This is a genomic window from Amycolatopsis balhimycina FH 1894, from assembly GCF_000384295.1.
In the GTDB taxonomy this organism is placed as follows: domain Bacteria; phylum Actinomycetota; class Actinomycetes; order Mycobacteriales; family Pseudonocardiaceae; genus Amycolatopsis; species Amycolatopsis balhimycina.
In genome coordinates this window covers 7,347,806-7,374,370 of record NZ_KB913037.1, presented here as the reverse complement: position 1 = coordinate 7,374,370, position 26,565 = coordinate 7,347,806, and the positions used below count along the sequence as shown (strand labels likewise).

Below are 26,565 nucleotides of genomic sequence, written 5' to 3'. Positions count from 1 at the left end.
CGACGATATTCGCCCGGTATCGGCACCACCGAACCGGTCTTGGACGGCCGCGGCCGGACGGCGGTGAAATCGGGGCATGACCGAACTGACCGATCCCGCCGTGCACGTCGGCGGCGCCCGGGAGATCGCCCCGGACCTGCTGGTGATCCCGAACGACCGCGTCGACCTGGTGCCCAACATCGGGGTGGTGGCGGGCACGGAGGCCGTCCTGGTCGTCGACACGGGCATCGGCACCGCGAACGCGTCCCAGGTGCTCGCCTTCGCGTCGGAGGTGGCGAAGGGCCGCCGCCTGTACCTGACCACGACGCACTTCCACCCGGAGCACGCGTTCGGCGCCCAGGTGTTCGCCGGCGAGGCCACGTACCTGGTCAACCGCGGCCAGGCCGACGACCTCGTCACCAAGGGCCCGGGTTATCTGGAGATGTTCCGCGGCCTGGGCGAGCCGATCGCCCGCCGCCTCGAGGGCGTCCGGCTGCCCACCCCGGACGTGGTCTACGACGGCGAGTACGCGCTCGACCTCGGCGGCCGGACCGTCCGGCTGCGCCCCACCGGCCGCGGCCACACGAAGGGCGACCAGGTCGTCGAGATCCCGGACGCCGGCGTGCTGTTCACCGGCGACCTGGCCGAGACCGGGCAGTTCGCGATCTTCCCGTGGTTCCCGCCGCACGACACCGACGTCTCGGGCGTCGGCTGGCTGGCGGTCCTCGACCGGCTGACCGCCGCCGGGCACCAGGTGGTGGTCCCCGGGCACGGAGAGGTCGGTGGCGGGGCGGTGCTCACCGACGTCCGTGACTACCTGCGGGAACTGCGGGACGAGACTTGGCACCGGCGGGACTCGGCGATGGGCGTGGACGAAATCACCGCCGAGGTCCGTTCGCTGCTCCTCGAGCGCCACCCGGAGTGGGCCGGACGGGAGTGGATCGAGCCGGGCGTCGCGTGTCTGTGCACCGAACACGACGCCTGACCCGGATCACCCGGCGCCGAGGACCGCCATAGCCGCGTTGTGGCCGGGAATACCGCTTACACCACCTCCTCTCGCAGCTCCCGCACCACAGAGCAGGATGCGCTCGTGCGGCGTCTCCACGCCCCAGCGGCCGGCCTGGGCCGGGTCCTCCGCGAAGGGCCAGGAGAGGTCCCGGTGGAAGATGTGCCCCGCCGGCAGACCCAGCTCGGCTTCCAGGTCCACCGGGGTTTTGGCTTCCACACAGGGTTTTCCGTCCGGCCCGGACAGCAGGCAGTCCTCGATCGGCTCGGCCAGCACGCTGTTCAGCGAAGCCAGCGTCGCGCTCAACGCCGCTTCGCGTGCCTCCTCGTTGCGCCCCTCGAAGAGACGGGCCGGCATGTGCAGGCCGAACAGGGTGAGCGTGTGCGTGCCGGCCGCGCGTTCGGCCGGGCCGAGGATCGACGGATCCGTCAACGAGTGGCAATAGATTTCGCACGGCGGCAGCGCGGGGATCCTTCCCGCCGCCGCCTCGCGGTACGCCGCCTCCAGCTGGGTGAAGGTCTCGTTGACGTGGAAGGTGCCACCGAACGCCTCGGCCGGGTCGACGTCCGGGTCACGCAGCCTCGGCAGCCGCGTCAGCACCATGTTCACCTTCAATTGCGCGCCTTCCGGGCGTTCCGCCGGTTCTTCGCCCAGCAGCCGCGCGAGCGTCGCCGGCGCGACGTTCGCCAGGACGTGCCCGGCCCGGACGACGAGTTCGGCGTCGTCACGCCGATAGCGCACCTCGCCGTCCGGGTCGACCGAGAGCACCTCCGCATCGGTCACCAGGCGCGCGCCCGCCGCGGCGGCCACCGCCGCTAGCGAACGGGTGACCGCGCCCATGCCGCCGACCGGGACGTCCCAGTCGCCGGTGCCGTTGCCGATCACGTGGTAGAGGAGGCACCGGTTCTGCCGCAGGTCCTCGCTGTCCGCCGGGGCGAACGTGCCGATCAGCGCGTCGGTGAGCACCACGCCGCGCACAGTGTCGTCGCCGAACCACGACATGAGCGCTTCGCCGATCGGCCGTTCGAACAGCAGGGACCACGCCTCGGCGTCGCCGAGGCGTGCACGGAAGTCCACTTCGGACAGCAGTGGTTCGGTGAGCGTGCCGAACGCGCGCCCGGCGACGCGCCCGGTCAGCTCGTAGAACCGCTGCCACGCCGAGAAGTCCGATGTGGACCCGGTGACCGCCCGGAACGACGCCGCCGTCCGGCCGGCGTCGCCCGTGTCGACAAGGAGACCGGAGCCGCCCGACGGGGTGTAGGACGACATCCGGCGCCGTCGCAGCTCCACGTCGAGGCCGAGGTCGGCCACGATCTTCTTCGGCAGCAGGCTGACCAGGTACGAGTAGCGCGAAAGCCGGACGTCCACGCCCTCGAACGCGCGGAACGAGACGGCGGCGCCACCGGTCTCACTCCGCCGTTCGAGCACGAGCACCGACCGGCCCGCCCGCGCCAGGTACGCGGCCGCCACCAGGCCGTTGTGCCCACCGCCGACGATCACCACGTCGTAGCTGTTCATCCGCCCCTCCTGAGTTCTGCCTGCCCGTTCATCGTGACCACGCCGCCGGGCCGAATTCAAGGAAACGTCACGAACGGACCGTTCGCGCTATTCGGTTGCGCGGTCCCGGATCGGTCCGGCAAGCTGGACCCGTCCGGCAGGGAGCCGGTGTGTGCGACACAGCAGGGAGGTGCCTGACGTGATGACTGTCCGGGCCCTCTCGCGCCCGCACCCACTCGCCCCCCGGCGCTGACCACGCGCCCGGTGGGGCATCCCTGACCAAGGAGAAACCCACCAGTGCGCCAGCACGACTTCGAAGACTCCGACCTGTTCGACGAACAACCGTCCCGCCACCGCGAAGCGCGTTCGCGGCGGCGCGGGCGGCTCGACGAACCCGAACCCACGCGCAGCGGCCGGCTGACCGAAGGCGAACGCGTCCGCCTCGCGAAGCTGCGCGATGACGCCTACACCGAACGCCTGCTGCCCGACGGCGCCGACCGCTGGTCCACCTGGGACGACGCCGAGCACGGCCCGCTCCCCCGGCCGGACTGGGTCGTCACCGAGCTCGCCGCAGTCGACACCGACCTCGGCGTGCTCAAGACCGGCAAGGAGGCCGACGTCCACCTGCTGCGGCGGGGCCTGCCCGGCACTCCCGGCACCCTGCTCGCGGCGAAGCGCTACCGCAGCGACGAACACAAGCTGTTCCACCGCGACGCGGGCTACCTCGAAGGACGGCGGATGCGCCGGTCCCGCGAGATGCGCGCGATCGAGCACCGCACGACGTTCGGCCGCAACCTCATCGCCGAACAGTGGGCCGTCGCGGAGTTCGCCGCGCTGAGTCGCTTGTGGACGCTCGGCGCGCCGGTCCCGTACCCGGTGCAGCGCGAGGGGACGGAACTGCTGCTCGAGTTCCTCGGCGAGGACGACGGCTCGGCCGCACCCCGCCTGGCCCAGGTCCGCCCGGACCCGGGCGAGCTGAAGGACCTGTGGTTCCAGGCCACCGCGGCGCTCGAGCTGCTCGCCTCCGAGGGGCTCGCGCACGGCGACCTCTCGGCGTACAACCTGCTGGTGCACCGCGGCCGGCTGATGGTGATCGACCTGCCCCAGGTCGTCGACGTCGTCGCCAACCCCGGCGGTGTCGAGTTCCTGGCGCGGGACGTGCGCAACCTGGCCGGCTGGTTCCACGGCCGCGGCCTCGGTGAGCACGTCACGAATACCGGAGAACTGCTGGCAGAGCTGGTATCCACCGCCGGGATCGGGTGAATCCGGGGGCGGCGCCGCGGCTGTGGCGTACGACACGGCTGCGACGCCGCCCACAACCGGTGACCTCGATGAGCAGTTCCAGCTCCGGCTCGGGTACAGTAAGCACAGACCGCAACCGGCGGCGTGGATGAGTTGGTGTCCGTCGCCTCCAGAGCCACCGATCGGCTCGCGGTGATCCGTAAACCAAGCGGCGCGCAGTGTCGGCAAGCGATGACACGGTGTGCCGGGGTCCGTCCCTGTGAACGCCCATCGCACACCATCTTGCCTTGCCTGCGCGCGGGCAGCCCGGGCCTCCCTTGCGACGAACCACGTCCGAGAGGCATTTGTGACCGTCACGTTCAACTCCGGCCCTTCCTCGACGTCCGCTCACGCGGGCCGTCCCGACCGCAAGCCGCGCACCCGCCCGGCCGGCGGGGACATGCTGCGCGACGACGCGGTCGAGCTTGTGGCCACCAAGACCTTCGCCGAGCTGGGCCTGCCGGAGCCGCTGCTCCGCGCGCTCAGCGAGGCGGGCATCAACAGCCCGTTCCCGATCCAGTCCGCGACCATCCCGGACGCCCTGGCCGGCCGCGACGTGCTGGGCCGCGCCCAGACCGGCTCCGGCAAGACCCTCGCCTTCGGCCTGGCCATGCTGGCCCGGCTCGCCGACGGCAAGGCCCGTCCGAAGCGCCCCCGCGCGCTGATCCTCGTCCCGACCCGCGAGCTGGCCATGCAGGTCGCCGACTCGCTGACCCCGCTGGCCAAGTCGCTCGGCCTGTGGTGCCGCACGGCCGTCGGCGGCATGGCCTTCGCCCGCCAGGCCGACGCGCTGTCCCGCGGCGTCGACCTGCTGATCGCCACGCCGGGCCGGCTGTCGGACCACGTCCGCCAGGGCACCGCGCACCTGGGCGACTGCAACTTCATCGCCCTCGACGAGGCCGACCAGATGGCGGACATGGGCTTCATGCCGCAGGTCCGCGAGATCATGGACCTCACGCCGCCGGGCGGGCAGCGGCTGCTGTTCTCGGCGACGCTCGACGGTGACGTCAACCGCCTGGTCAAGCAGTACCTGAGCGACCCGGTGACGCACTCGGTCGCGCCGTCGACCGCCAGCGTGACGACCATGGACCACCACGTGCTCCAGGTCTCGCACCAGGACAAGCAGGACGTCATCGTCCAGATCGGCGCCCGCGAGGGCCGCACGATCATGTTCGTGCGCACCAAGCACCACGTCGACCGTCTCGCCGAGCGGCTGCGCGAGCAGGGCGTGAACGCGGCGGCGCTGCACGGTGGGAAGACGCAGGGACAGCGCAACCGCGTCCTCGCCGACTTCAAGGAAGGCCACACCCCGGTGCTGGTCGCGACGGACGTCGCGGCTCGCGGCATCCACGTCGACGACATCTCGCTGGTGCTGCACGTCGACCCGGCGGCCGACCACAAGGACTACCTGCACCGCGCGGGCCGCACGGCACGCGCCGGGGCGTCCGGGGTCGTCGTCACGGTGGTCACCAACGACCAGCGCCGGATGGTCCGCCGGCTGACCGACCGCGCCGGCGTGCGCGCCGAGTCGACCACGGTCCGCCCGGGCGACGCCGAGCTGTCCCGCATCACCGGCGCCAAGGAGCCCAGCGGCGAGCCGGTCGTCGAGCGGCGGCGCGAAAGCCCGCGTCGCGGTGGCGGCGGTTACCGCGGCGGCGAGCGCGGCGGCGGCTACAGCCGCGGTGGCGAGCGCAGCCACACCGGCGGCGACCGTGACCGTGGCGGCGAGCGCGGCGGCGACCGCGGTGGTTACCGCGGCGGCGACCGCGAAGGCCGTCCCGGCGGCTTCGGCGGCCGCGGCCGTCAGCCCCGGTCGGGCAACGGCGGTGGCTACGGCCGCCCGAGCCGTGGCCCGCGTCGCGGCTACGACAGCTGATCGTCCTCTTCGGAAGCCCCGGACCGCCTGGTCCGGGGCTTCCGGCGTTTCCGGGCCCGCTTCGCGGCCGCGCGAAGTCCGGATGGGAGACTGCGGGACGTGACTACGCCGCCGACGCCCCCGCCCGACGAGGTTTTCGACTGGCTCGACATCGAGGCGGAGAAGCGCGCGAACGCGGGACTCGTGCGGCAGCTGCGGCCGCGTCCGGCCCGGGCCGACGAGCTGGACCTGGCGGGCAATGACTACCTCGGGCTGGCCCGCGACAAGCGCGTCGCCGGGGCCTCCGCGGCCGCCGCGCTGCGCTGGGGCGCGGGTTCGACCGGATCCCGGCTGGTCACCGGATCGACCGAGCTGCACACCGAACTGGAGCTGGAGCTCGCCCGGTTCTGCGGCGCGCAGGCAGCGCTCGTGTTCTCCTCCGGTTTCACCGCGAACCTCGGCGCGGTGACGGCGCTGTCCGGGTCCGAATCCGCGATCGTCACCGACAAGTACATCCACGCGTCGCTGATCGAGGGCTGCCGGCTGTCGCGGGCCGACGTCGCCGCGGTCGCGCACTCGACGCCGTCGGCGATCGAGCACGCGCTGGCGACCCGGCGCAAGCCGCGGGCGCTGGTGGTGACCGACTCGGTGTTCTCGGTCGACGGCGACCTCGCGCCGCTCGGCGAGCTGGCCGGGATCTGCCGTTCGCACGGCGCGGCGCTGCTGGTGGACGACGCGCACGGCTTCGGCGTCCTCGGCGAGGGTGGCCGGGGCGCGGTCCACGCGGCCGGGCTGTCGAGCGCACCCGACGTCGTCACGACGTTGACGCTGTCGAAGTCCCTCGGCGCCCAGGGCGGCGCGGTGGTGGGGCCGCGTCGCGTGATCAAGCACCTCGTGGACACGGCTCGCAGCTTCATCTTCGACACCGCTCTGGCGCCCGCGAGCGCCGCGGCCGCCTTGGCCGCGTTGCACGCGCTGAAGGAGGAGCCGGGTCTGGCGGAGAAGGTGGTCGAGAACGCGGGCAACCTGGCGATGTCGCTGAAGGCGGCCGGGTTGAAGGCGAGCCTGCCGGACGCCGCCGTCATCTCGGTCCAGGCGCCGTCCGCGGAGGCGGCGGTCGCGTGGGCCGCGGCTTGTGCCGAACAGGGCATCCGCGTCGGGTGCTTCCGGCCGCCGTCGGTGCCGGACGGGATCTCGCGGCTGCGGCTGACCGCGCGGGCCGACCTCACGGAGTCCGATGTGGACCGTGCGGTGAAGGTGATCACCGCGACGGCGCCGCGGGGTGCGCTCGCCTGAGCCATACCCGGAGGGTCGGCTCGCGTGATCCTGTGCCGTTCTCGCGTGATCCGGGGCGGGATTCGCGTGATTGAAGGCGGAACTCGCGTGATTGAGCGCGGAACTCGCGTGATTGAGGGGACGACACGGCCTAGTGCGGGAGGCGGCGCATTTTAATGTGGGGGATTCCGTCTTCGTCGATGTACTCCGGGCCTTCCGCGACGAAGCCGTAGCGGGCGTAGAAGCCCTGGACGTATGTCTGGGCCTCGAGGACGTACTCGCCGGGGACCGTCAGGGCCGCGTCCATCAGCCCGGCCGCCAGGCCCCGGCCGCGCGCCTGCGCGGCCGTGACCACGCGGCCGATGCGGCGGACGCCGTCCGGGTCGAGCAGGACCCGCAGGTACGCCGTGACGCCGGTGTCCTCCTCGAACCACAGGTGCCGGGTGTCCGGCCGCAGATCGTGGCCGTCGACGTCGAGGTACGCGGCCTTCTGCTCCACGACGAAGACTTCGGCGCGCAGGCGGAGGATTTCGTGCAGCTGGGCAGCGGTCAGCTCGGGACCGGTCGCGTCGTGCAGAGTCGGCATACCCCTGCCTAGCACGCTCAGCCGAGCAGGCGGGGGGTGGCCTGGGTTTTGATGTCGTCCGCGTACGCCGAGACGCGCGTGTAGACGCCCGGCTTGCCCGCCTTGGCGCAGCCTTCACCGAAAGAGACAATCCCGATCAGCGTGTCGCCCACGACGAGCGGGCCGCCGGAGTCGCCCTGGCAGGCGTCGACGCCGCCCTCGGCGTACCCCGCGCACACCATGCTCCGCTGGTCGTAGACGGTGTAGTCGGAGCGGCATTCACTGTCCGAGACCACCGGGACCTGGGCGCTGCGGAGGTAGTCGGAGCGGGCGCCGCCGTCGGCGATGCGGCCCCAGCCGAGCACGGTCGCCTGAGTGCCCTTGTTGTACAACCCCGCGTCACCGCTTTCGGGCAGCTTCGCGGGCCGGTAGCCGAGCTGGCCGCGGACGGTCAGCACCGCGACGTCGCCGCCCTGGGTCGGGTCGCTGTAGCCCTGGCTGATCCAGACCTTCGAGACGCCGAGGGCCTCGCCGTCGCTGGTGCGCTTGTCCTCCCGGCCGGCCACCACGCGGATCTCCTGCTTCGCCACCGCTTTGGCGCAGTGTGCCGCCGTCGCCACCGCCGTGGAGCTGACGATCACCGCACCGCAGAACTGGTTGCCGCCCGCGTCGGTCAGGTACACCGCGTACGGGTGGTCGGCGAGGGACGCCTGGTTGCCGCCGACGATCCGGGGCTGGTTGGCGGAGGCCTGCTCCGCCGACGCCGTGCCGACCACGACCGGAACGGCCACCGCCGCGACCGCCAGGAGCGCGCCGCACGCGAGCAGCAGGGATCGGCGGGACTTCACGGACATGGGTCTTCCCCTTTTCGACGCGGCACAGGGCAAAGCACCCGGCAGTCAGACGACTCCGGTGCGTGAACGAGTGGCCCTGAATACCCTAATCCGAGTGGGCCCGAAACGGTGTCACTGGAACGGGTGGACTCCGCGGTCACCCACCGCTTCTGCCAAGCTGGCCGGATGCGGCGGAGAGCGGCGACGGCGGCGTGGGCGCTTCTGCCCCTCACCCTGACCGCGTGCTCGCCGGAAGTCCCGTCGGCGCCGCAACCGGCCCCTTCGGTCACGACCACGACGAGAGTCGGCACCCCGCCGGCGACGACGTCGAGCGCGCCGGCCGTCACCTGGCAGGTGGGCACCCGTCCGCTCCCCCGCCGTCCCGACGGCTTCGGCGAGATCGAACCGACGCCACCCGAACTGGTGAACCGGGCACTTCCGACAAAAGACCTCCTGCCACCGCCGGCCGGCGACCACTACGCCGCGACGATCGCCGCCGTGCCCGCCGACGTCCTCGCGCGCAGCACGTGGCGGCCCGCCTGCCCGGTCAAGGCCACCGACCTCCGCTACCTGACGCTGTCCTTCTGGGGTTTCGACGGCCGCGCGCACACCGGCGAAATGCTGGTGAACGCCTCCGGCGCGGCGGGGATCGCCAAGGTGTTCGGGATGCTCTTCGCGGCCCGGTTCCCGCTGGAAGAGATGCGCGTGACCAGCGCGAGCGAGCTCACCGCGCCGCCGACCGGCGACGGCAACACGACCAGCGCGTTCGTCTGCCGCCCGGCGCGGGGCCGGACGACGTGGTCGGCGCACGCGTACGGGCTCGCCGTGGACGTCGACCCGTTCTGCAACCCCTACACCCAGGGCGACCTCGTGCTGCCCGAGCTGGCCTCGGCCTACGTCGACCGCTCGCGCGTCCGGCCGGGCATGGTCCTGGCCGGCGACGCGACCGTGCGCGCGTTCGCGGCGATCGGGTGGAGCTGGGGCGGGAACTGGCACAGCCCGACCGACCGGATGCACTTCACCGCCACCGGCCACTGACCGCGTAATACGACGTTAAGCACAACCAGGAACACCCGCCCTCTCAGCGAGGTTGGCTAGGGTGAATCGATCGGACCCGGACCCGCGGAGGATGCAGTGCCCCACTACGACCTGGTGATCGTCGGGACGGGATCGGGGAACTCCATCCTCGGCCCGGACTTCGCCGGCAAGAAGACGGCGATCGTGGAGAAGGGCACCTTCGGCGGCACCTGCCTCAACGTCGGGTGCATCCCGACGAAGATGTTCGTGTACGCCGCCGATGTCGCGTACACGCCTTCGCACAGTTCGAAGTACGGCGTCGACGAAGAGCTGAAGGGCGTGCGCTGGCGCGACATCCGCGACCGCATCTTCGGCCGGATCGACCCGATCGCCGCGGGCGGCGCCGAGTACCGCCGCAGCCACGAAGACAACGCGAACGTCGACGTCTACGAAGGCACCGGCCGTTTCACCGGGCACAAGGAGCTGCGCGTCAGCTTCGCCGACGGGCGCCCCGACGAGGTGCTGAGCGCCGACCGATTCGTGCTCGCCGCGGGCGGGCGCCCGGTGATCCCCGAGATCCCCGGCCTGGACGCCGTCGACTACCACACCTCCGACACGGTGATGCGGCTCGACGAGCTGCCCGAGCGGATCGTCATCCTCGGCGGCGGGTACATCGCCGCGGAGTTCGCGCACGTCTTCGCCTCCTTCGGCGTCCACGTCACGCTGGTCAACCGGTCCGGGCGGCTGCTGCGCTCGGAGGACGACGACGTCAGCGAGCGCTTCACCGAGCTGGCTTCGGAACGCTTCGACGTCCGGCTGGACCGCAAGACCGTACGGGCGCGCAAGACCGACAGTGGCGTCGCGCTCGATCTCGAAGGGCCGCAGGGCGCCGAGACCGTCGAGGGCGACCTGCTGCTGATCGCCACCGGCCGCAAGCCGAATTCGGATCTGCTGGACGTCGCCGCCACCGGTGTGACCACATTGGACAGTGGGCACGTCGTGGTGGACGACTACCAGGAGACCGCGGTCGAGGGCATCTACGCGCTCGGCGACCTTTCCTCGCCGCACGAGCTGAAGCACGTCGCGAACCACGAAGCGCGCGTGGTGCAGCACAACCTCCTGCACCCGGGCGAGCGGATCACCGCCGACCACCGGTTCGTGCCGCACGCGGTCTTCACCCACCCGCAGGTGGCGTCGGTCGGGCTCACCGAGCGGAAGGCCCGCGCGCTGGGTGTGTCCTATGTGGTCTCGAAGCAGGACTACGCGGGGATCGCCTACGGCTGGGCGATGGAGGACACCACGGGCTTCGCGAAGCTGCTGGCCGACCCGGCGACCGGGCAGCTGCTCGGCGCGCACATCATCGGGCCACAGGCGTCATCGGTGATCCAGCCGCTCATCCAGGCGATGAGCTTCGGCCTCGACGCCCGGAGCATGGCGCGCGGCCAGTACTGGATCCACCCCGCGATGCCGGAGCTGATCGAGAACGCCCTGCTCAACCTGCCCCTGGACTGAGCCACAAGTTCGTGAAGGCCACCTTGAGGAACTTGAAGTTCCTGAAGGTGGCCTTCACGGCTTTCAGACGAAGCGGTGGCGGCCGGCCAGCACGCCGAACACGACCTGGACCAGCAGCAGGCCGAGCAGCATCGCCAGCGGGACGGTCCAGCCGCCCGCGACGTCGTGCAGCAGGCCGAACAGGAACGGCCCGAGCGCGGCGAAGAGGTAGCCGAAGCCCTGCGCCATCCCGGACAGCCGGGCGGTGTCCGCGCCGGTCCGCGCGCGCAGCGCGATCACGGTCAGGGCCAGTGAGAACACGCTCATCCCCAGCCCGACGAGGATGCTCCAGAGCAGCGGCGACCACGCCGGGGCCAGCATCAGCCCGGCCGTCCCGGCGAAGCCGAACACGCCCAGCCCTGCGATCCACGGCCCCTGCCCGCGCTGCCGGGCCGCCATCGGCGCGACGACCAGGCTGATCGGCACCGCGATCAGCGAGACCAGGCCGAACAGCAGCCCGGCGTCGCCGCGCGACACGCCCGCGTCCATCAGCACCTGCGGGAACCAGCCCATCGCCGCGTACGCGTAGAACGCCTGCAGGCCGAAGAAGACGGTGACGACCCAGGCCAGCCGGTTGCGCAGCAGCGACCGTCCGGCTTCGGCGGCGCCGGCGTGACGCGGTGCCCGGCCGGTGCCGCGGGCTGCGAGAATCCACGCCAGCAGTGCGACGACGGCCAGCACCGCCCAGCCACCCAGTGCCGGGCGCCAGCCGCCGAACGCGTCGCCGAGCCGCGGGGTCACCGCCGACCCGAGCGCGCCGCCGCCCTGCAGCGCGGCGGTGTAGACGCCGGTCAGCACGCCGATCCGGGCCGGGAAGGAGTCCTTGATGACCACTGGGACGAGCACGTTGATCAGGGCGATCCCGGCGGTGGCGACGAGCGTTCCGCCGAGCACCACGGCCGGGCCGTCGAGCACGCGCAGCGCGAGCCCGGCCGCCAGCGCGGCAAGTGCGATCGCGATGGCGGCGCCGATCCCGGCCCGGCGGGCGAGCAGCGGCGCGGCCAGGCCGGCACCGGCGAAGCAGAGCGTGGGCAACGTCGTGAGCATGCCCGCCCAGACCACGGACGCGCCCAGGTCCGCGCGCATTTCGGCGAGCATCGGGCCGACCCCGGTGATGGCCGGGCGCAGGTTGAGGGCGGTCAGGACCACGGCGACGGTGAGCAGCGCCCCGGCCGCGACCACGCCCGGCGTCCGCGTGGCGACGACGCCGTCCAGCTCGGGTTCACGGTGTTCGACGCGCATGGCGGTACTATCGCATACATAGGATGATTGGATGAAGGGATAAATCCTGTGCCTCTGGCCACCCCCCGGCGAGCAGGCCTCGTCGACCAGGTCATCGAGCAGCTGCGGACCGCGGTCACGCAGGGCGAATGGCCGATCGGCGAACGCATCCCGACCGAGACCGAGCTCGTCGAGCAGCTCGGCGTCGGGCGCAACACCGTCCGCGAGGCCGTGCGCGCGCTCGCGCACACCGGGATCCTCGAGGTCCGGCAGGGCGACGGCACCTACGTGCGCGCGACCAGCGAGGTGTCCGGGGCGATCCGCCGGCTGTGCGGGCCGGAACTGCGCGAAGTCCTGCAGGTCCGGCGCACCCTGGAGGTCGAAGGCGCCCGGCTGGCCGCGGCTTCGCGCACCGACGACGAGGTCGCCGAGCTGAGGGCACTCCTGGCTCGCCGCAACCGCGAGCAGCGCGACGGGCGCTGGGAGGACTTCGCGCGGACCGACGCCGACTTCCACCTGGCGGTCGTGCGTGCCGGGCACAACGGGCTGCTCACCGAGCTCTACCGCGGGCTGACCGAGGTCATCACGGCCAGCGTCGCGGCGACGTCGAGCATCACGCCGGGCGTCGGCTACGTGCCCGAGATCGGCCACGAAGGCCTCGCCGACGCCATCGCCGACCGCGATCCCGACCGGGCCGCGGCCGAAGCGTGCGGCTTCCTGGACGAGCTCCTGGACCGCATCGAACGCGCCTGACCGCACCCGCCCCGTGCGCCCCCATGTGGCATTGGGTGCGTTGAACGCAACCCACGCCTCATTGGGGCGTTTGACCGGCACCGCGGCTGAGCTGCGAATTCGCCGCGATGGCACCACTGGTGACCCCTAAGGGTGCCATTTCAGGGTTGTCGTGGTGCCACGATGGCGCCATAGTTGTGCCATGGACCTGACGCCCTTCGTAGACGAACTCCGCCGGGAGCTCGCGGTCGCCGCCGAGGCGGCGGGCGAGGAGGCCGTCGCCCTCGCCGAGCGGCTCACCGCGCCGCTCGAGTCGGCGATCCGGCTCACCCTGCTCGACGCCCTTTCGGCCGCGGCCGACGAGATCACCCGCGACCTCGCGCCCGGCTCCGTCGAAGTCCGCCTCCGCCGCCGTGACGCCGAGTTCGCGGTCGCGCTCCCCACGACAACCGAGCCTGCCCTCCAGGAGGAGGAGCCGCCACCCCTGCCCGAGGCCGACGACGGCGCCGTCGCGCGGATCAACCTGCGGCTGCCCGAGCAGCTCAAGCAACGCGTCGAGGAGGCCGCGAGCCGCGACCGGCTCTCGACCAACGCCTGGCTCGTCCGGGCCGCGAACGCCGCGCTCGGCCCCGACAAGAGCGCCACGCGGCGCCGCTCGCTCTACGGCGACAAGTACACCGGCTGGGTCCGCTAGACCCGGCCGCTCCGGCCAGCAAGAACACCCCAAGGCACCCCAGGAGGGCACCGCCATGCCATTTTTCGCCACCCCCGAGCCGATCACGGCCACTCTCGACTTCAGCGTCGCCGACGTCCGGATCGTCGCCGGCGACCGCGCCGAAACCACCGTCGAGGTCGAGCCGGCCGACCCGGGCGACACCGAGGACGTCAAAGCCGCCGCCAAGACCCGCGTCGAGTTCACCGACGGCGAACTGCTGGTCAAGGGCCCGAAGTACACCCACAAGCTGTGGGGCAAGGGCGGCGCGCTGCACGTCGTGGTCGAGCTGCCCGCCGGTTCGCGGCTCAAGGGCACCTCCGCGATGGGCGACTTCCGCGTCAGCGGCCGCATCGGCGACAGCCGCCTCAAGACGTCCATGGGCAACATCGACGTCGGCGAGACCGGCCGGATCGAGGCGAGCACGGCGATGGGCGACGTCACCGTCGACCGGGCCACGGGCCACGCCGAGGTCGGCACCGGCTCCGGCGACGTGCGGATCCGCGAGATCGACGGGACCGCCGTGCTCAAGAACTCCAACGGCGAGACCCGCGTCGGCGAGGTGACCGGGGACCTGCGGGTCAGCACCGCCAACGGCGACATCCTGGTCGACGTCGCACACACGGGCGTCGACGCGAAGACCGCCGCCGGCGACATCCGGATCGGCCAGGTCGTGCGCGACGCGGTCGTCCTCGAAACCGCGGTCGGCGAGATCGAGGTCGGCATCCGCGAGGGCAGCGCCGCGTGGCTGGTCCTCAACACCGTCACCGGCACCGTGCACAACACGCTCACCGCGGCCGACGGCCCCGGCGGGACCGACGAGACCGTCGAGGTCCGTGCTCGCTCCACCACCGGCGACATCGTCATCCGCCGGGCCTGAAGACTCCACAAGACAAGGGGAAGATCCATGGCAGACGCCATCGTGGCCGAGGGGCTCGTCAAGAAGTACGGCACCGTCACCGCGCTCGACGGGATGTCGCTGAGCGTGCCCGAAGGCACCGTGCTCGGCGTGCTCGGGCCGAACGGTGCCGGGAAGACCACCACCGTCCAGATCCTCACGACACTGCAGAAGCCGGACGCGGGCCGGGCGACCGTCGCCGGGTTCGACGTCGTGAAGGACGCGCACGAACTGCGTTCGCACATCGGTGCTTCGGGGCAGTACGCCGCCGTCGACCCGGAACTGACCGGCGCCGAGAACCTCGAGATGGTCGGCAGGCTCTACCACCTGGGCACCAAGCGCGCCAAGGCCCGCGGCCGGGAGCTGCTGGCCCGGTTCAGCCTCGGCGACGCCGCCGACCGGCCGGTGAAGGGCTACTCCGGGGGCATGCGGCGCCGGCTCGACCTGGCCGGCGCGCTCGTGGCCAACCCGCCGGTGCTGTTCCTCGACGAGCCCACCACCGGGCTCGACCCGCGGGCCCGCACCGAGCTGTGGGACGTCATCACCGAGCTGGTCGCGGGCGGCACGACGCTGCTGCTCACCACGCAGTACCTGGAGGAGGCCGACCGGCTGGCCGACAGCATCGCCGTCGTCGACCACGGCCGCGTGATCGCCCGCGGCACCGCCGACGAGCTCAAGGACCTCGTGGGCGGCGAGCGGATCGAGCTGACCGTCGGCACCCACGCCGACGTCGGCGTCGCGCGGGCCACGCTCGCCCGGCTGGCCAGCGGCGAGCCGCAGGCCGAAGGCTTCCGGCTCACCGTGCCCGTGTCCCACGGCGCGAAAGCGCTTACCGAAGCGCTGGCCCTGCTCGCCGCGGAAGGCGTCGACGTCCGCGACGTCGGCGTCCGGCGCCCCACCCTCGACGACGTTTTCCTCACCCTGACCGGCCACGAGACGGCCGAACCCGCGAAGGAGGCCGTGTGATGAACGCGGTGCAGCTCGCCGTGACCGACGGCGTCACCATCACCAAGCGCAACTCGATCAAGATCTTCCGGTCGCTGGACCTGCTCGGGTCCCTCGTGTTCACGCCGGTGATGTTCGTGCTGCTCTTCGGCTTCGTGTTCGGCAGCGTGATCGACGTCCCCGGCCTGTCGTACCGCGAGTTCATGCTGCCGGGGATCTTCACCCTCGCGGTGGCCATGGGCGGCATCGTCACCGGCTACGGGCTGACCGACGACCTGCAGAAGGGCATCATCGACCGGTTCCGCTCACTGCCGATGTCGCCCGCCGCCGTGCTGATCGGGCGGACGACCGCCGACCTCATCCTCAGCACGGCGAGCCTGCTCATCATGGGCCTCGTCGGCCTGCTGGTCGGCTGGCGCATCCACACCGGCGTCCTCGAAACGCTCGGCGGGGTCGCCCTGCTGCTCGCCTTCTCCTACGCGCTGTCGTGGGTGATGGGCACGCTCGGCCTGGCGGTGCGCAAACCCGAGGTGTTCAACAACGTGTCGATGGTCGTGGTCTTCCCGCTCACCTTCCTGGCCAACACGTTCGTCGACAGCGGGCGGCTGCCCACGCCGCTGCGGGCGATCGCGGACTGGAACCCGGTCTCGGCGGTCACGCAGGCGGCGCGGGAGCTGTTCGGCAACACCAGCGCCGCGATGCCGACGCGCGACGTCTGGCCGATGCAGCACGCCGCCCTCGCGTCGGTGCTGTGGATCGCGCTGCTGCTGGCGATCTTCGTGCCGCTTTCGGTGCGCTGCTACAAGAAGGCCACCAGTCACTGACGCTCAGGGCAGCGTGAGGATCTCGCTGCCGTCGGCCGTCACCACAAGGGTGTGCTCGAACTGGGCCGTCCACTTCTTGTCCTTCGTGGTGACGGTCCAGTCGTCGGCCCAGATGTCGTAGTCGATGGTGCCCAGGGTGATCATCGGCTCGATCGTGAAGGTCATGCCCTCCTCGATGATCGTGTCGACGGAGGGCTCTTCGTAGTGCAGGACCGTCGGCGGCGTGTGGAACGCGGGGCCGACGCCGTGGCCGGTGAAGTCGCGGACCACGCCGTAGCCGAAGCGCTTCGCGTACGCCTCGATGACCCGGCCGATCACGTTGAGCTGGCGGCCCGGCCGGACCGCCTTGATCGCCCGCAGCGTCGCCTCGCGGGTGCGCTCCACCAGCAGGCGCGCCTCCTCGGAGACGTCGCCGGCCAGGAAGGTCGCGTTCGTGTCGCCGTGCACGCCGCCGATGTAGGCGGTGACGTCGATGTTGCAGATGTCACCGTCCTCGATCACCGTCGAGTCCGGGATGCCGTGGCAGATCACCTCGTTCAGCGAGGTGCAGCACGACTTCGGGAACCGGCGGTAGCCCAGCGTCGAGGGGTAGGCGTGGTGGTCGAGCAGGAACTCGTGCACCACCTTGTCGATGTCGTCCGTGGTGGCGCCCGGCTTGACGGCCTTGCCGCCTTCCTCCAGGGCCTGCGCCGCGATGCGGCTCGCGATCCGCATCGCCTCGATCACCTCGGGCGTGCGCACGCCGTTGCCGGTGTCCCGCTTCGGCGCCGGCTTGTCCACGTACTCGGGACGGGCGATGGAACTGGGGACGTCACGGCGCGGCGTCTGGACGCCGGGAACGAGCGCGGCACGAACGGACATGCCTCCACCTTACGACGGCCCGGTCAGCCGATCCCCGCCAGGAACCGGTGCGCGGCCTGCACCGCCGGTTTGGACGAGCCGGCGTCGGTCAGGAGCACGGCGAACGCCAGGTCACCGCGGTAGCCGGCGAACCAGCCGTGCGCGCGGGAGCCGTCACCGAACTGGGCGGTCCCGGTCTTGCCCGCGACGTCGGGCAGGTCGCGCAGGCCCGTCGCGGTACCCACCGCGACGACGTCCCGCATCATGCCGCGCAGCGCGTCGAGGACCTGCCGCGACGGCGCGTCGCCGACGTTCTCGGCGGTCGACGGCATCCCCTTGACGATCGACGGCGCCGGCACCTTCCCCGCCTGCACGGTCGCCGCGACCAGGGCCATGCCGAACGGGCTGGCCACCACCGTGCCCTGGCCGAAGCCGTCCTCCGCGCGCTGCACGGCCGAGTCGCCGGCCGGGACGCCGCCGGTGACCGTGGTCAGGCCGGGGACCACGAAGTCGGCGCCGAGCCCGAAGGACCGGGCGGCGTCGGTGAGCGCCGACGCCGGAAGACCGGCGGCGAGCCGGGCGAAGGTCGTGTTGCAGGACCGCGCGAACGCCGTCTTCAGCGGCACCCGGCCGAGGTCGAACCGGCCTTCGTTCGGCACGACGCGGTTCTCGATCGCCGTGGTGCCGGGGCAGTCCACCGGGCTGCCGGGCTCGACGTCCCCCGTCGACAGCGCGGCCGCCGCCGTGACGATCTTGAACGTCGACCCCGGCGGGTAGCGCCCGGACAGGGCCACCGGGCCTTCGTCGTCGGCGGCGTCGTTCTGCGCCACGGCGAGGATGTCGCCGCTCGACGGCTGGATCGCCACCAGCGCGGCCGGGTGGATCTCGGTCTCGAGCGCCTTTTCGGCGGCGGCCTGGATCCGCGCGCTCAGCGTGCTGGTGATGGCGGGCCCGGGCCGCGGCGGCTCCGCCCGCAGCTCCGACACCTCGCCGCCGGTGACGTCCCGGGTGACGATCCGCCAGCCCGCCGCCCCGGCCAGCTCCTGCTCGACCAGCGCGCGGATGGCCGCCAGGACCTGCCGCCCGGACCCGCGGGTCACCGGCAGCAGCCGCTCCTGGCTGGCGAACCGGACGCCGGGCAGGTCGTAGATCACCGGCTTGACCTGGTGGTACTCCCCGGCGCGCAGGGTGATCACCGGGTAGGCGTCGCCGGGCTTGGTCTTGTTCATCCCGTCGAGCACCGACCGGCCGGTGACCGATGGTTCGAACCGGTGCAGCGCCTTGGCCAGCGACCCGGCGACCGCGCTCGGGTTGCCGGTCTTCTGCGGGTCGACCACCACGCCGATCACGGTCTGCGGGCGCATCAGCGGCACGCCGTCGCGGTCGAGCACCGGCGCCGTCTCCGGCAGCTGCGGCAGCAGGCCGATGGTCTGGCCGACCGTCAGCTGCGGGTGCACGACCGTCGGCTGCCAGTGCACCTGCCAGCCGTGCTCGGCCGCCCGCAGCTGGACGTCGGCGCGGTAGGACCAGGTGCGGCCGTGCGACAGGTGCCAGGTGAGCCGGTAGCCCGCGGTGACGACGTCGCCGTCCGGCTGTTTCACCTCTTCTTCGTCCGCTTCGAGGGATTCGGGGTCGAGCGCCCCGCGGACCTGCGAGAGCACGGTCCTGGCGGCGTCCGGCGAGTCGGTGTCCGCCGCCGCGGCGGCGATGTCCCCGGACGCGAAGGCGTCGAGGAAGGCGGAGAGGGTGTCATCGGGCCCACCGCCCGAGCACCCGGCCGTGGTCGCGGCGGCGAGCAGCAGCACCGCGAGCGCACCGCGGCGTCGACGTGCACTCATGGCGGGATAGTGCCTGGTCAGCGGGTTGGCCGCGGGCTGAAACGCCGCCACGGAAGAGTGGCCGGCGTCTCCTTAGAACAGCACTGTCGCGTACTGGCCGACCTGCTTGAACCCGATCTTGCGGTACGCCGCGAGGGCGGGGGTGTTGAAAGCGTTGACGTAGAGGCTCGCGGTCCGGCCGAGGCCGCGGACGAGCCGGTGCACCACCGCGGCCGTGCCGGCGGTGCCGAGCCCATCGCCCCGGCGTTCGGGGTGCACCCAGACGCCCTGGATCTGCCCGACGGTCGCCGACATCGCCCCGATCTCGGCCTTGAACACGACCTCGCCGTTTTCGAACCGGGCGAACGCGCGCCCGGCGCCGATCAGCTCCGTCACCCGGGCGCGGTAGCTCGCGCCGCCGTCGCCGCTGCGCGGGTCGACGCCGACCTCTTCGATGAACATGGCGACGGCCGCGGGCAGGTACCGCTCGAGCTCGTCCGGCCGGACCGCGCGCACCAGCGGATCGGCGGCGACCAGCGGCATCGCGTCGAGGGCCATCAGCGGCTGGTCGCCGCGGACCTCCCGGGCCGGGCCCCACTCGTCTTCGAGCTCGTCCCAGAGCCCGAGGACCTGCTCGGCCGGGCCGACGAGGGAGGAACACGTCCGCTGCCGCCGCAGCGCGCGGTCGGCGAAGGAGCGGAGGGCGGGCGCGTTGCCGCGCAGCGGGATGAGGTTGGGCCCGGAAAAGCACAGCCCTTGGAGCCGCCCGGCGCGGACCGGGCGGCTGTCGGCGGCCCAGAGCTCACCACCGAGCCGCCACGGATCAAGGCCCGCAGCCTCGACCCGGGCGCTGACCATGCAGCTGCCCACCGGGTCGGCGGCGAGCGCGGCACGGACCGCCGGATAGTCCCGATCATCGAGCAGCCGTGCACCTGCAAGCCGCAACACGGGCTCCAGGGTGCCAGATCCGGCTCCTAAACGGAACGCAAGGCTTTCGACACGCTGAGATGAAGCGCCCAGGTCGGAGCTTCCGGGCAGGATGGGACGTATGCAGCGGTACACGTACAAGGTCGTCGAAGTCCGGGAGAAGCTGCTCGGGGGCAAGATGTCCGGCGGAAAGCTCGAGAAGCTGCTCAACGAGCACGCCGCGGACGGGTGGCAGCTGAAGGCCATCACCTCGGCGGAGGTGAAAGGCCGCGTCGGCCCGGGCGGGGTCGAAGGACTGCTGGTCACGTTCGAACGGCCGGCGGAGTAGCCCGGTGGTCCGTGAATGGCACATTCACGGACTTGAAGTCCCTCGATGTGCCATTCACGGCCTTCCGGCCGTCAGGGTGCGCCGCGGTAGGTGCCGATCGTCCAGGAGTTGCCCTCCGGGTCGCGGAGGCTGAACGTGTGCGAGCCGTAGTCCGTGTCGGTCGGCTCCGCCGTGATCTCCGCGCCCGCCTGCCGGGCCCGCGCGTGGATTTCGTCCACTTTGTCCGATACGACGTAGACCGCGCCGGCGCCGGGTTTCATCGCGTCGTGGACGCCGTCCGGCGGGCGGACGCTGCCCAGCATCACCGCGCCGCCTTCGGGCCACCGCAGCTCCGCGTGCGCGACGAGGTCGCCTTCGGGCACCACCAGCGTCTCGGTGAAGCCGAGGACGTCGACCAGGAAACGGATCGCCGCCGGGGCGTCGGCGTAGCGGAGGGCGGGCCACACGTTCGGTTCAGGAGTCATGCCCGGGAGTCTTGCCCCGCCGCCACCTCCTCGTCTTGGAGGAACGGGAGCTCCTCGGCGATCCACGTCCCCGGCGTGCACCCCGCCAGCGCACGCCACTCGTTGGTCAGGTGCGCCTGGTCGTAGAACCCGCACTCGGCGGCCACCGACGCCAGGCCGAGCCGGCCACCGCGCAGCAACCGGCCCGCCCGCTCGAACCGCAGGACCCGCGCCGCCTGCTTCGGGGCCAGGCCCAGCTCCGCCCGGAACCGCTCCCCCAGGTGCCGGCGGCTCCAGCCGACCTCGCCCGCCAGGTCCGCGACGCGCACCCGCCCGTCCGCGCCACGCATCCGGCGCCACGCCTCCCCCACCTCCGGTGGTGACGCCACCGGCTCCACGGCCCGGGCGGCCAGCACGTCGTCGAGCAGCGCGAACCGCTCGCCCCAGGCCGGCAGCTCCCGCAAGCGGTCCGGCAGCGTCCCCAGGCCGAACTCGGCCAGGTCCGCGACCTCGCCGCTCAGCTCCGCCGCCGTGACGCCGAACAGGGTCCGCACGCCCAGCGGGTCCAGCTCCAGCTGCAGCCCTTCCTGCACGCGGTCCTGCCGGATCAGCACCGCGCTCGTGTGCAGCCCGCCGACGAGTCCCTGCAGGCTGCGCCCGGCCATCCGCACCGGCCCGGCCAGGCTGATGACGAGCGTCACATGCCGGGACGGCAGCCCGCGGTGGACGGCCAGCGTGACGTCGTCCTGCGCGTACCCGACATAGCGCGTGACCAGGGGCCGCACCACCGGGTGCGGCTGCCGGACGGCCCAGGTCACGCTCACGAATGCGAGCGTAATCGTCACCACCGACAGTTCCCGCGTCTGCTAACACGGACAGTGGTCCCCACCGCGGAAGGAACTCTCGATGACGATCCAGGAGCAGGCGCAGCAGCTGGAGCTGCTCGCCGACCAGGTACCCACCGGCATCGCGCTCGCCACGAAGAGCGACCTCGAAGACCTGCAGGCCCAGGTGCTCGGCTTGCTCGGGGAGACGTCCACCGCGACTTCGATCCAGGGCGCGATCCAGCTGGCGTCACAGCAGATCGACGAGGTGGCGGCCGCGCTGGAGAACGTCCGCCTGCAGATCCGCGACGCCGCCCAGCACCACCTGCAGGGCTAGCCGCCCAAGTCCGTGAAGGCCACCTTCAGGAACTTGAAGTTCCTGAAGGTGGCCTTCACGGACTTGCGGAAACTCAGCCGGCGGTGACGACCGGGGCGCCCTCGCCGAGGGCCTCGCCCGCCTCTTCGGCGATGCGCATGGCCTCTTCGATGAGCGTCTCGACGATCGCGTGCTCGGGCACGGTCTTGATGACCTCGCCCTTGACGAAGATCTGGCCCTTGCCGTTGCCGGAAGCGACACCGAGGTCGGCCTCGCGGGCCTCGCCCGGGCCGTTGACGACGCAGCCCATGACGGCCACGCGCAGCGGGATCTCCATGCCCTCGAGCCCGGCGGTGACCTGCTCGGCGAGGGTGTAGACGTCCACCTGCGCGCGCCCGCACGACGGGCACGACACGATCTCCAGCTTGCGCTGCTTGAGGTTCAGCGACTGCAGGATCTGGATGCCGACCTTGACCTCTTCGACCGGCGGCGCGGACAGCGAGACGCGGATCGTGTCGCCGATGCCCTGGCGCAGCAGCGCGCCGAACGCGACGGCCGACTTGATCGTGCCCTGGAACGCCGGGCCGGCCTCGGTGACGCCGAGGTGCAGCGGGTAGTCGCACTGCTCGGCGAGGAGCTCGTACGCGCGCACCATGACCACCGGGTCGTTGTGCTTCACCGAGATCTTGATGTCGTGGAAGTCGTGCTCGGCGAACAGCGACGCCTCCCACAGCGCCGACTCGGCCAGCGCCTCCGGCGTCGCCTTGCCGTACTTGTCCATGATCCGCTTGTCCAGCGAGCCGGCGTTGACGCCGATCCGGATCGGCGTGCCGTGGTCCTTCGCGGCCTGCGCGATCTCCTTGACCTGGTCGTCGAACTTCCGGATGTTGCCCGGGTTGACGCGCACCGCCGCGCAGCCGGCCTCGATCGCCGCGAAGACGTACTTCGGCTGGAAGTGGATGTCGGCGATCACCGGGATCTGCGACTTCTTCGCGATCGCCGGCAGCGCCTCGGCGTCGTCGGCCGACGGGCAGGCGACCCGCACGATGTCGCAGCCCGCGGCGGTCAGCTCGGCGATCTGCTGCAGGGTCGCGTTGACGTCGGAGGTGAGCGTCGTCGTCATCGACTGGACGGAGATCGGGAAGTCGCTGCCGACACCGACCGAGCCCACCTGGAGCTGGCGGGTCTTGCGGCGCTCGGACAGGACGGGCGGGGGCAGGGCGGGCATACCGAGTGCGACGGTCACGGCTTCCAGCGTACCTACCCCTAGTGGGCCACCTTCACCATGTCAACCGTCACGGTGAGCAGCATTACGGACGGTGTGAACCGCCACGGAGGGGCCGGAACCCCTCCGGGGCGGCTCACTACTGCAGACGGATCGGGTTGACGATGTCCGCCGTCACGGTGAGCAGGGTCACGGCGCCACCGACGAGTACCAGGGCCATCGTGATCCCGGACAGCTTCGTGTAGTCCACTGGGCCGCCGGCCGCCGGCCGCCTTGCCGCGCAGCCCGCGGATCCAGTCGCGGACACGCTCGTACCAGACCACCGCGATGTGCCCGCCGTCGAGCGGCAGAAGCGGCAGCAGGTTGAACACGCCGATGAAGAAGTTCAAGCTCGCCAGCAGCAAGAAGAACAGGATCCAGATGCCCTGCTCGACGGCCTCGCCGCCGAGCCGGCTCGCGCCGACGACGCTGACCGGGGTGTTCGGGTCGCGCTCGCCGCCGAAGATCGCGGTGACCACGGCGGGGATCCGCTCGGGGAACTGGACGAGCCGCTGCGCCGTCTCGGCGAACATCGAGCCGGTGAAGCCCAACGTGGCACCGATCGCGGAAACCGGGCCGTACTGGACGGTCAACGGCAGCTGTTTCGGCGAGGCGCCGATCATGCCGACCTCCTTGGTCCCGGACGGGGTCCAGCGCTTCACCTTCGGCACGTCGACGACGAGCCACAGCTGCTCGGCGCCACGCTGCACCTCGAACACCGTCCGGCCGCTGGTGGCCTGCACGGCGGCGAGCATGTCGTCCCAGGTCGAGACCGGTTTTCCGCCGACCGCGAGTACCTTGTCGCCAGCTCGCAGCCCGGCCTCCGCCGCCGGGGCCGGTGCGCCCGCCGGGCAGGCGGTGTTGGCCTGGGCCTGGACCTGTTCCTTCGTCGCGGCCGAGCGGGCGCAGGAAGTCGAGTCCAGCACCGGCCGGGTCGGGGCGGCGGCCGCCGGGTTCGGCAGGCCCATGGTCAGGGCCATCAGGTAGAGGACCACGAAACCCAGGATGAAGTGGGTGATCGACCCGGCCGACATCACGACGGTGCGCTTCCAGGTCTTGAACCGCCACATCGCGCGCGGCGCCTCGTCCGGGGTGACCTCGTCGAGGGCGGTCATGCCGGCGATGTCGCAGAACCCGCCGAGCGGGATCCACTTGAGGCCGTATTCGGTCTCGCCGCGACGCCAGGAGAACACTGTGGGCCCGAAGCCCACGAAGTACCGGCGGACCTTCATGCCGAAGGCCTTCGCGGTGACCATGTGCCCAGCCTCGTGCAACGCCACGGAGACACAGATCCCCAGCGCGAACAGCACGATGCCGATGATGTAGGCGAGCACCCGCTACTTCCCCTCGATGATCGACCCTGCCCGGGCGCGAGCCCAGCGCTCGGCCGCGAGTACGTCTTCGACGTCGCGTGGTTCGCGACGCCATTCGTCGGCGGCTCCCACCACCTCGGAAACAGTGTCCACTATCGACGTGAAGCCGGTGTTCTGCGCGAGGAAAGCGGAGACGAGCTCCTCGTTCGCGGCGTTGTACACCGCGGGCAGGCAGCCGCCGGTGGTGCCGCAGTGCCGAGCCAGCTCGACGGCCGGGAAGGCCTCGTCGTCCAGCGGCTCGAACGTCCAGGTGGCGGCCTTGTCCCAGGTGCAGGCGGGGGCGGCGTCAGGGACACGGTCGGGCCAGTGCAGCGCCAGCGCGATCGGCAGCCGCATGTCGGGCGGGCTCGCCTGGGCGATCGTCGAGCCGTCGGCGAAAGTCACCATCGAGTGCACGATCGACTGCGGGTGCACGGTGACGTCGATCTTCTCCGGCGCGATGTCGAACAGCAGCGCGGCCTCGATCAGCTCCAGGCCCTTGTTGACCAGGGTGGCGGAGTTGATCGTGATGAGCGGGCCCATGGACCAGGTCGGGTGCGCCATGGCCTGCTCGACGGTGACCCCGGCCAGCTCGGCGCGCTTGCGGCCGCGGAACGGGCCGCCGGAGGCGGTGAGCACGAGCCGGGCGACCTCGCTGCGGTGCCCGGCGCGCAGGGCCTGCGCGATGGCGGAGTGCTCGGAGTCGACGGGCACGAGCTGTCCCGGCTTGGCCGCGGCGAGGACCAGCGGCCCGCCGGCGATGAGCGACTCCTTGTTGGCCAGGGCGAGCGTGGCGCCCGTGGCAAGCGCCCGCAACGTCGGCTCGAGGCCGCGCGAGCCCGGGAGCGCGTTGAGGACGGTGTCGACCTTCACGGCGTCGATCAGCTCGGTAACGGCGTCGGAGCCGGCGAAGAGCCGCGGGAGCTTGAACTCGCCCTGGGCGTAGCCGCGCTGCTGCGCCTCGGCGTACAGCGCGAGCTGTACGTCTTCGGCGGCCGTGGCCCTGGTCACGGCGACGGCCTCGACACCGTGGGCGAGTGCCTGCGCGGCGAGGGCGGCCGGATCGGCCCCGCCCGCGGCGATCCCGGCCACCCGGAAGAGGTGCGGGTTGCGCGCGGCGACGTCGAGGGCCTGCACGCCGATGGACCCGGTCGAGCCGAGCACGAGAACGCTTCGCGAGGTAGTCATCGCCGGTCATTGTCGCGCGGGGCGTCTCCTCGGCGCACCCGGAGGTGTGGGATCATCGGCGGGTCCGAGGTTCACGGGGTTTGAGGAGTTCATCGTGGCAGGCAAGGCGGTCGAGAAGAGGCGGCCCGAGGTCGACCCGCGCGACGAGCCGTCCGCGGCCTGGGGCTGGCACGGCTCGTTCCCGAAGGCCACCCGCATCGCCGGCTGGGTCAGCGCGATCATCCTGCTGGTGATGATCAAGGGCAACCACGAGAACAACACCGAGAACGTCTGGCTGGTCGGCCTGGCGCTGTTCCTCGTCCTGCTGCTCGTGCTGGACATCCGCAAGCGGCGCACGGCCTGGCGCAAGTAGTTCGTTACCCGCTAACGTCCCCGGCATGAAGCTGCGCTGGGGCCTGGCTGTGCTTTCCGTTTTGGGCGCTTTGGTGGTGCCCGCTGCTCCGGCCTCGGCTTCGGTGCCGTGGGTTCAGTGCTCGTTCACACCGACCCCGGACAACCCGGCGGCGCGGCCCGTCGTGCGTCCGCTGCCGTTCGCTTCGACCCGCGGGACCGTCGACGTGACGTTCCGGTTCAACTACGGGCCGGTGACGGTGCGGCTGAACCGCGCCGGTGCTGCTCCTTGCGCGGTGCACAACATGGTTTCGCTGATTCTGCAGCGGTTCTACGACCGGTCCCAGTGCTGGCGCCTTTCCAACTCCGCTCGGCTTGGTGTTCTGCAGTGCGGAGACATCTACGAGGTCGAAAAGGGCGGGCCGGGGTACAAGTTCCCGGACGAGGCTTCGGGGGCGGAGACCTATCCGCGCGGGACCGTGGCCATGGGGAACCAGGGGCCCGGGACCAACGGGTCGGAGTTCTTCATCGTGCATTCGTTCGCGAACATCCCGGCGAACTACTCGGTGATGGGGCGCGTGATCCGGGGGATGTCCGCCATCGATCGGATGGTCGAGGACGGGATCATCCCCACCGACCCGAATGGGCCGCTGGACGGGGCGCCGGCCCACCCGGTGAAGATCCAGCGCGCCACGGTCGGCTGGTAGATCCGCCCGCCGACGGAAAAAGCCGGGTGCCACCCGGC

At 71.7% G+C, this 26,565-nt stretch carries 26 protein-coding genes and 1 pseudogene; 15 read left to right on the top strand and 12 right to left on the bottom strand.

The window, feature by feature from the left end; genetic code table 11:
* Positions 1-76 precede the first annotated feature (76 nt).
* Positions 77-964 (top strand): MBL fold metallo-hydrolase, encoded by an 888-nt coding sequence (locus tag A3CE_RS0133930; RefSeq protein ID WP_020644556.1) that lies wholly within the window; start codon positions 77-79, stop codon positions 962-964.
* A 6-nt stretch (positions 965-970) separates the two neighbouring features.
* Here the strand turns inward: A3CE_RS0133930 and A3CE_RS0133925 are convergent, their stop codons facing one another.
* A complete protein-coding gene (locus tag A3CE_RS0133925; protein ID WP_020644555.1) occupies positions 971-2,503 on the bottom strand; it encodes a phytoene desaturase family protein in 1,533 nt (510 codons plus the stop codon).
* A gap of 276 nt (positions 2,504-2,779) precedes the next feature.
* Here A3CE_RS0133925 and A3CE_RS0133920 point away from each other — a divergent pair, with 276 nt between their 5' ends.
* The 3 genes from A3CE_RS0133920 to A3CE_RS0133910 all read left to right on the top strand — a co-directional run bounded on the left by A3CE_RS0133920 (position 2,780) and on the right by A3CE_RS0133910 (position 6,914).
* The gene (locus A3CE_RS0133920; RefSeq protein ID WP_020644554.1) at positions 2,780-3,745 is read left to right on the top strand and encodes a serine protein kinase RIO; all 966 of its coding nucleotides are present in this window, start codon (positions 2,780-2,782) and stop codon (positions 3,743-3,745) included.
* Positions 3,746-4,070: 325 nt separating this feature from the next.
* Positions 4,071-5,639 (top strand): DEAD/DEAH box helicase, encoded by a 1,569-nt coding sequence (locus A3CE_RS0133915; protein ID WP_020644553.1) that lies wholly within the window; start codon positions 4,071-4,073, stop codon positions 5,637-5,639.
* A gap of 99 nt (positions 5,640-5,738) precedes the next feature.
* Positions 5,739-6,914: an 8-amino-7-oxononanoate synthase gene (locus tag A3CE_RS0133910; protein WP_020644552.1), complete on the top strand. Its 1,176-nt coding sequence runs from the start codon at positions 5,739-5,741 to the stop codon at positions 6,912-6,914.
* A gap of 130 nt (positions 6,915-7,044) precedes the next feature.
* On the opposite strand, the gene A3CE_RS0133905 is transcribed toward A3CE_RS0133910, so the two are convergent.
* Both A3CE_RS0133905 and A3CE_RS0133900 read right to left on the bottom strand, forming a co-directional pair.
* Positions 7,045-7,479 carry a GNAT family N-acetyltransferase gene (locus A3CE_RS0133905; protein WP_020644551.1) on the bottom strand — a complete coding sequence of 145 codons (435 nt, stop codon included), beginning with the start codon at positions 7,477-7,479 and terminating at the stop codon, positions 7,045-7,047.
* Between the two features lie 17 nt (positions 7,480-7,496).
* Positions 7,497-8,312, bottom strand: a complete 816-nt coding sequence (locus A3CE_RS0133900) for a S1 family peptidase (RefSeq protein ID WP_020644550.1) — start codon at positions 8,310-8,312, stop codon at positions 7,497-7,499.
* Positions 8,313-8,477: 165 nt separating this feature from the next.
* Between A3CE_RS0133900 and A3CE_RS0133895 the strand changes: the two genes are divergently transcribed.
* Together A3CE_RS0133895 and A3CE_RS0133890 are read left to right on the top strand one after the other, a co-directional pair.
* Complete coding sequence (locus A3CE_RS0133895; RefSeq protein WP_185839833.1) at positions 8,478-9,329, top strand: M15 family metallopeptidase; 852 nt, start codon at positions 8,478-8,480, stop codon at positions 9,327-9,329.
* 96 nt (positions 9,330-9,425) lie between these two features.
* Entirely contained in the window at positions 9,426-10,820 is a 1,395-nt protein-coding gene (locus A3CE_RS0133890; RefSeq protein ID WP_020644548.1) for a mycothione reductase, read from the top strand.
* A gap of 63 nt (positions 10,821-10,883) precedes the next feature.
* Here A3CE_RS0133890 and A3CE_RS0133885 read toward each other — a convergent pair whose 3' ends face one another.
* Positions 10,884-12,101, bottom strand: a complete 1,218-nt coding sequence (locus tag A3CE_RS0133885) for a CynX/NimT family MFS transporter (protein WP_020644547.1) — start codon at positions 12,099-12,101, stop codon at positions 10,884-10,886.
* A 48-nt stretch (positions 12,102-12,149) separates the two neighbouring features.
* On the opposite strand from A3CE_RS0133885, the gene A3CE_RS0133880 reads away from it, so the two are divergent.
* The 5 genes from A3CE_RS0133880 to A3CE_RS0133860 all read left to right on the top strand — a co-directional run bounded on the left by A3CE_RS0133880 (position 12,150) and on the right by A3CE_RS0133860 (position 16,191).
* Positions 12,150-12,833, top strand: coding sequence for a FadR/GntR family transcriptional regulator (locus tag A3CE_RS0133880; RefSeq protein ID WP_020644546.1), 684 nt, complete (start codon positions 12,150-12,152; stop codon positions 12,831-12,833).
* Positions 12,834-13,014: 181 nt separating this feature from the next.
* Positions 13,015-13,506, top strand: a complete 492-nt coding sequence (locus A3CE_RS0133875) for a hypothetical protein (protein WP_020644545.1) — start codon at positions 13,015-13,017, stop codon at positions 13,504-13,506.
* Positions 13,507-13,561: 55 nt separating this feature from the next.
* A complete protein-coding gene (locus tag A3CE_RS0133870) occupies positions 13,562-14,404 on the top strand; it encodes a DUF4097 family beta strand repeat-containing protein (protein WP_020644544.1) in 843 nt (280 codons plus the stop codon).
* A 27-nt stretch (positions 14,405-14,431) separates the two neighbouring features.
* Positions 14,432-15,388 carry a daunorubicin resistance protein DrrA family ABC transporter ATP-binding protein gene (locus tag A3CE_RS0133865; protein WP_020644543.1) on the top strand — a complete coding sequence of 319 codons (957 nt, stop codon included), beginning with the start codon at positions 14,432-14,434 and terminating at the stop codon, positions 15,386-15,388.
* Positions 15,388-16,191, top strand: a complete 804-nt coding sequence (locus tag A3CE_RS0133860) for an ABC transporter permease (RefSeq protein ID WP_020644542.1) — start codon at positions 15,388-15,390, stop codon at positions 16,189-16,191. Before A3CE_RS0133865 ends, A3CE_RS0133860 begins: the two co-directional genes overlap by 1 nt.
* A 3-nt stretch (positions 16,192-16,194) precedes the next feature.
* Here the strand turns inward: A3CE_RS0133860 and map are convergent, their stop codons facing one another.
* The 3 genes from map to A3CE_RS0133845 all read right to left on the bottom strand — a co-directional run bounded on the left by map (position 16,195) and on the right by A3CE_RS0133845 (position 19,796).
* On the bottom strand, positions 16,195-17,052 hold the full coding sequence (gene map / locus A3CE_RS0133855; RefSeq protein ID WP_020644541.1) for a type I methionyl aminopeptidase: 858 nt from the start codon (positions 17,050-17,052) through the stop codon (positions 16,195-16,197).
* 23 nt (positions 17,053-17,075) lie between these two features.
* Positions 17,076-18,869, bottom strand: coding sequence for a penicillin-binding transpeptidase domain-containing protein (locus A3CE_RS0133850; RefSeq protein WP_051183955.1), 1,794 nt, complete (start codon positions 18,867-18,869; stop codon positions 17,076-17,078).
* Between the two features lie 72 nt (positions 18,870-18,941).
* The gene (locus A3CE_RS0133845) at positions 18,942-19,796 is read right to left on the bottom strand and encodes a GNAT family N-acetyltransferase (RefSeq protein ID WP_020644539.1); all 855 of its coding nucleotides are present in this window, start codon (positions 19,794-19,796) and stop codon (positions 18,942-18,944) included.
* 100 nt (positions 19,797-19,896) lie between these two features.
* Between A3CE_RS0133845 and A3CE_RS0133840 the strand changes: the two genes are divergently transcribed.
* A complete protein-coding gene (locus A3CE_RS0133840; protein ID WP_020644538.1) occupies positions 19,897-20,103 on the top strand; it encodes a DUF4177 domain-containing protein in 207 nt (68 codons plus the stop codon).
* A gap of 71 nt (positions 20,104-20,174) precedes the next feature.
* On the opposite strand, the gene A3CE_RS0133835 is transcribed toward A3CE_RS0133840, so the two are convergent.
* Both A3CE_RS0133835 and A3CE_RS0133830 read right to left on the bottom strand, forming a co-directional pair.
* The gene (locus A3CE_RS0133835; RefSeq protein WP_020644537.1) at positions 20,175-20,567 is read right to left on the bottom strand and encodes a VOC family protein; all 393 of its coding nucleotides are present in this window, start codon (positions 20,565-20,567) and stop codon (positions 20,175-20,177) included.
* A complete protein-coding gene (locus A3CE_RS0133830) occupies positions 20,564-21,370 on the bottom strand; it encodes a helix-turn-helix domain-containing protein (RefSeq protein WP_020644536.1) in 807 nt (268 codons plus the stop codon). Before A3CE_RS0133830 ends, A3CE_RS0133835 begins: the two co-directional genes overlap by 4 nt.
* A gap of 82 nt (positions 21,371-21,452) precedes the next feature.
* Between A3CE_RS0133830 and A3CE_RS0133825 the strand changes: the two genes are divergently transcribed.
* On the top strand, positions 21,453-21,707 hold the full coding sequence (locus A3CE_RS0133825) for a hypothetical protein (RefSeq protein WP_020644535.1): 255 nt from the start codon (positions 21,453-21,455) through the stop codon (positions 21,705-21,707).
* A gap of 73 nt (positions 21,708-21,780) precedes the next feature.
* Here the strand turns inward: A3CE_RS0133825 and ispG are convergent, their stop codons facing one another.
* The 3 genes and pseudogenes from ispG to dxr all read right to left on the bottom strand — a co-directional run bounded on the left by ispG (position 21,781) and on the right by dxr (position 25,490).
* A complete protein-coding gene (gene ispG, locus A3CE_RS0133820; RefSeq protein WP_026469129.1) occupies positions 21,781-22,932 on the bottom strand; it encodes a flavodoxin-dependent (E)-4-hydroxy-3-methylbut-2-enyl-diphosphate synthase in 1,152 nt (383 codons plus the stop codon).
* A 118-nt stretch (positions 22,933-23,050) separates the two neighbouring features.
* A pseudogene (locus tag A3CE_RS52040) lies at positions 23,051-24,284 on the bottom strand (M50 family metallopeptidase).
* A 3-nt stretch (positions 24,285-24,287) separates the two neighbouring features.
* Positions 24,288-25,490: a 1-deoxy-D-xylulose-5-phosphate reductoisomerase gene (gene dxr / locus A3CE_RS0133810; protein WP_026469128.1), complete on the bottom strand. Its 1,203-nt coding sequence runs from the start codon at positions 25,488-25,490 to the stop codon at positions 24,288-24,290.
* 94 nt (positions 25,491-25,584) lie between these two features.
* On the opposite strand from dxr, the gene A3CE_RS0133805 reads away from it, so the two are divergent.
* On the top strand, positions 25,585-25,842 hold the full coding sequence (locus A3CE_RS0133805; protein WP_020644532.1) for a DUF2631 domain-containing protein: 258 nt from the start codon (positions 25,585-25,587) through the stop codon (positions 25,840-25,842).
* Between the two features lie 25 nt (positions 25,843-25,867).
* Positions 25,868-26,527 carry a peptidylprolyl isomerase gene (locus tag A3CE_RS0133800; protein WP_020644531.1) on the top strand — a complete coding sequence of 220 codons (660 nt, stop codon included), beginning with the start codon at positions 25,868-25,870 and terminating at the stop codon, positions 26,525-26,527.
* The last annotated feature ends 38 nt before the right edge of the window (positions 26,528-26,565 follow it).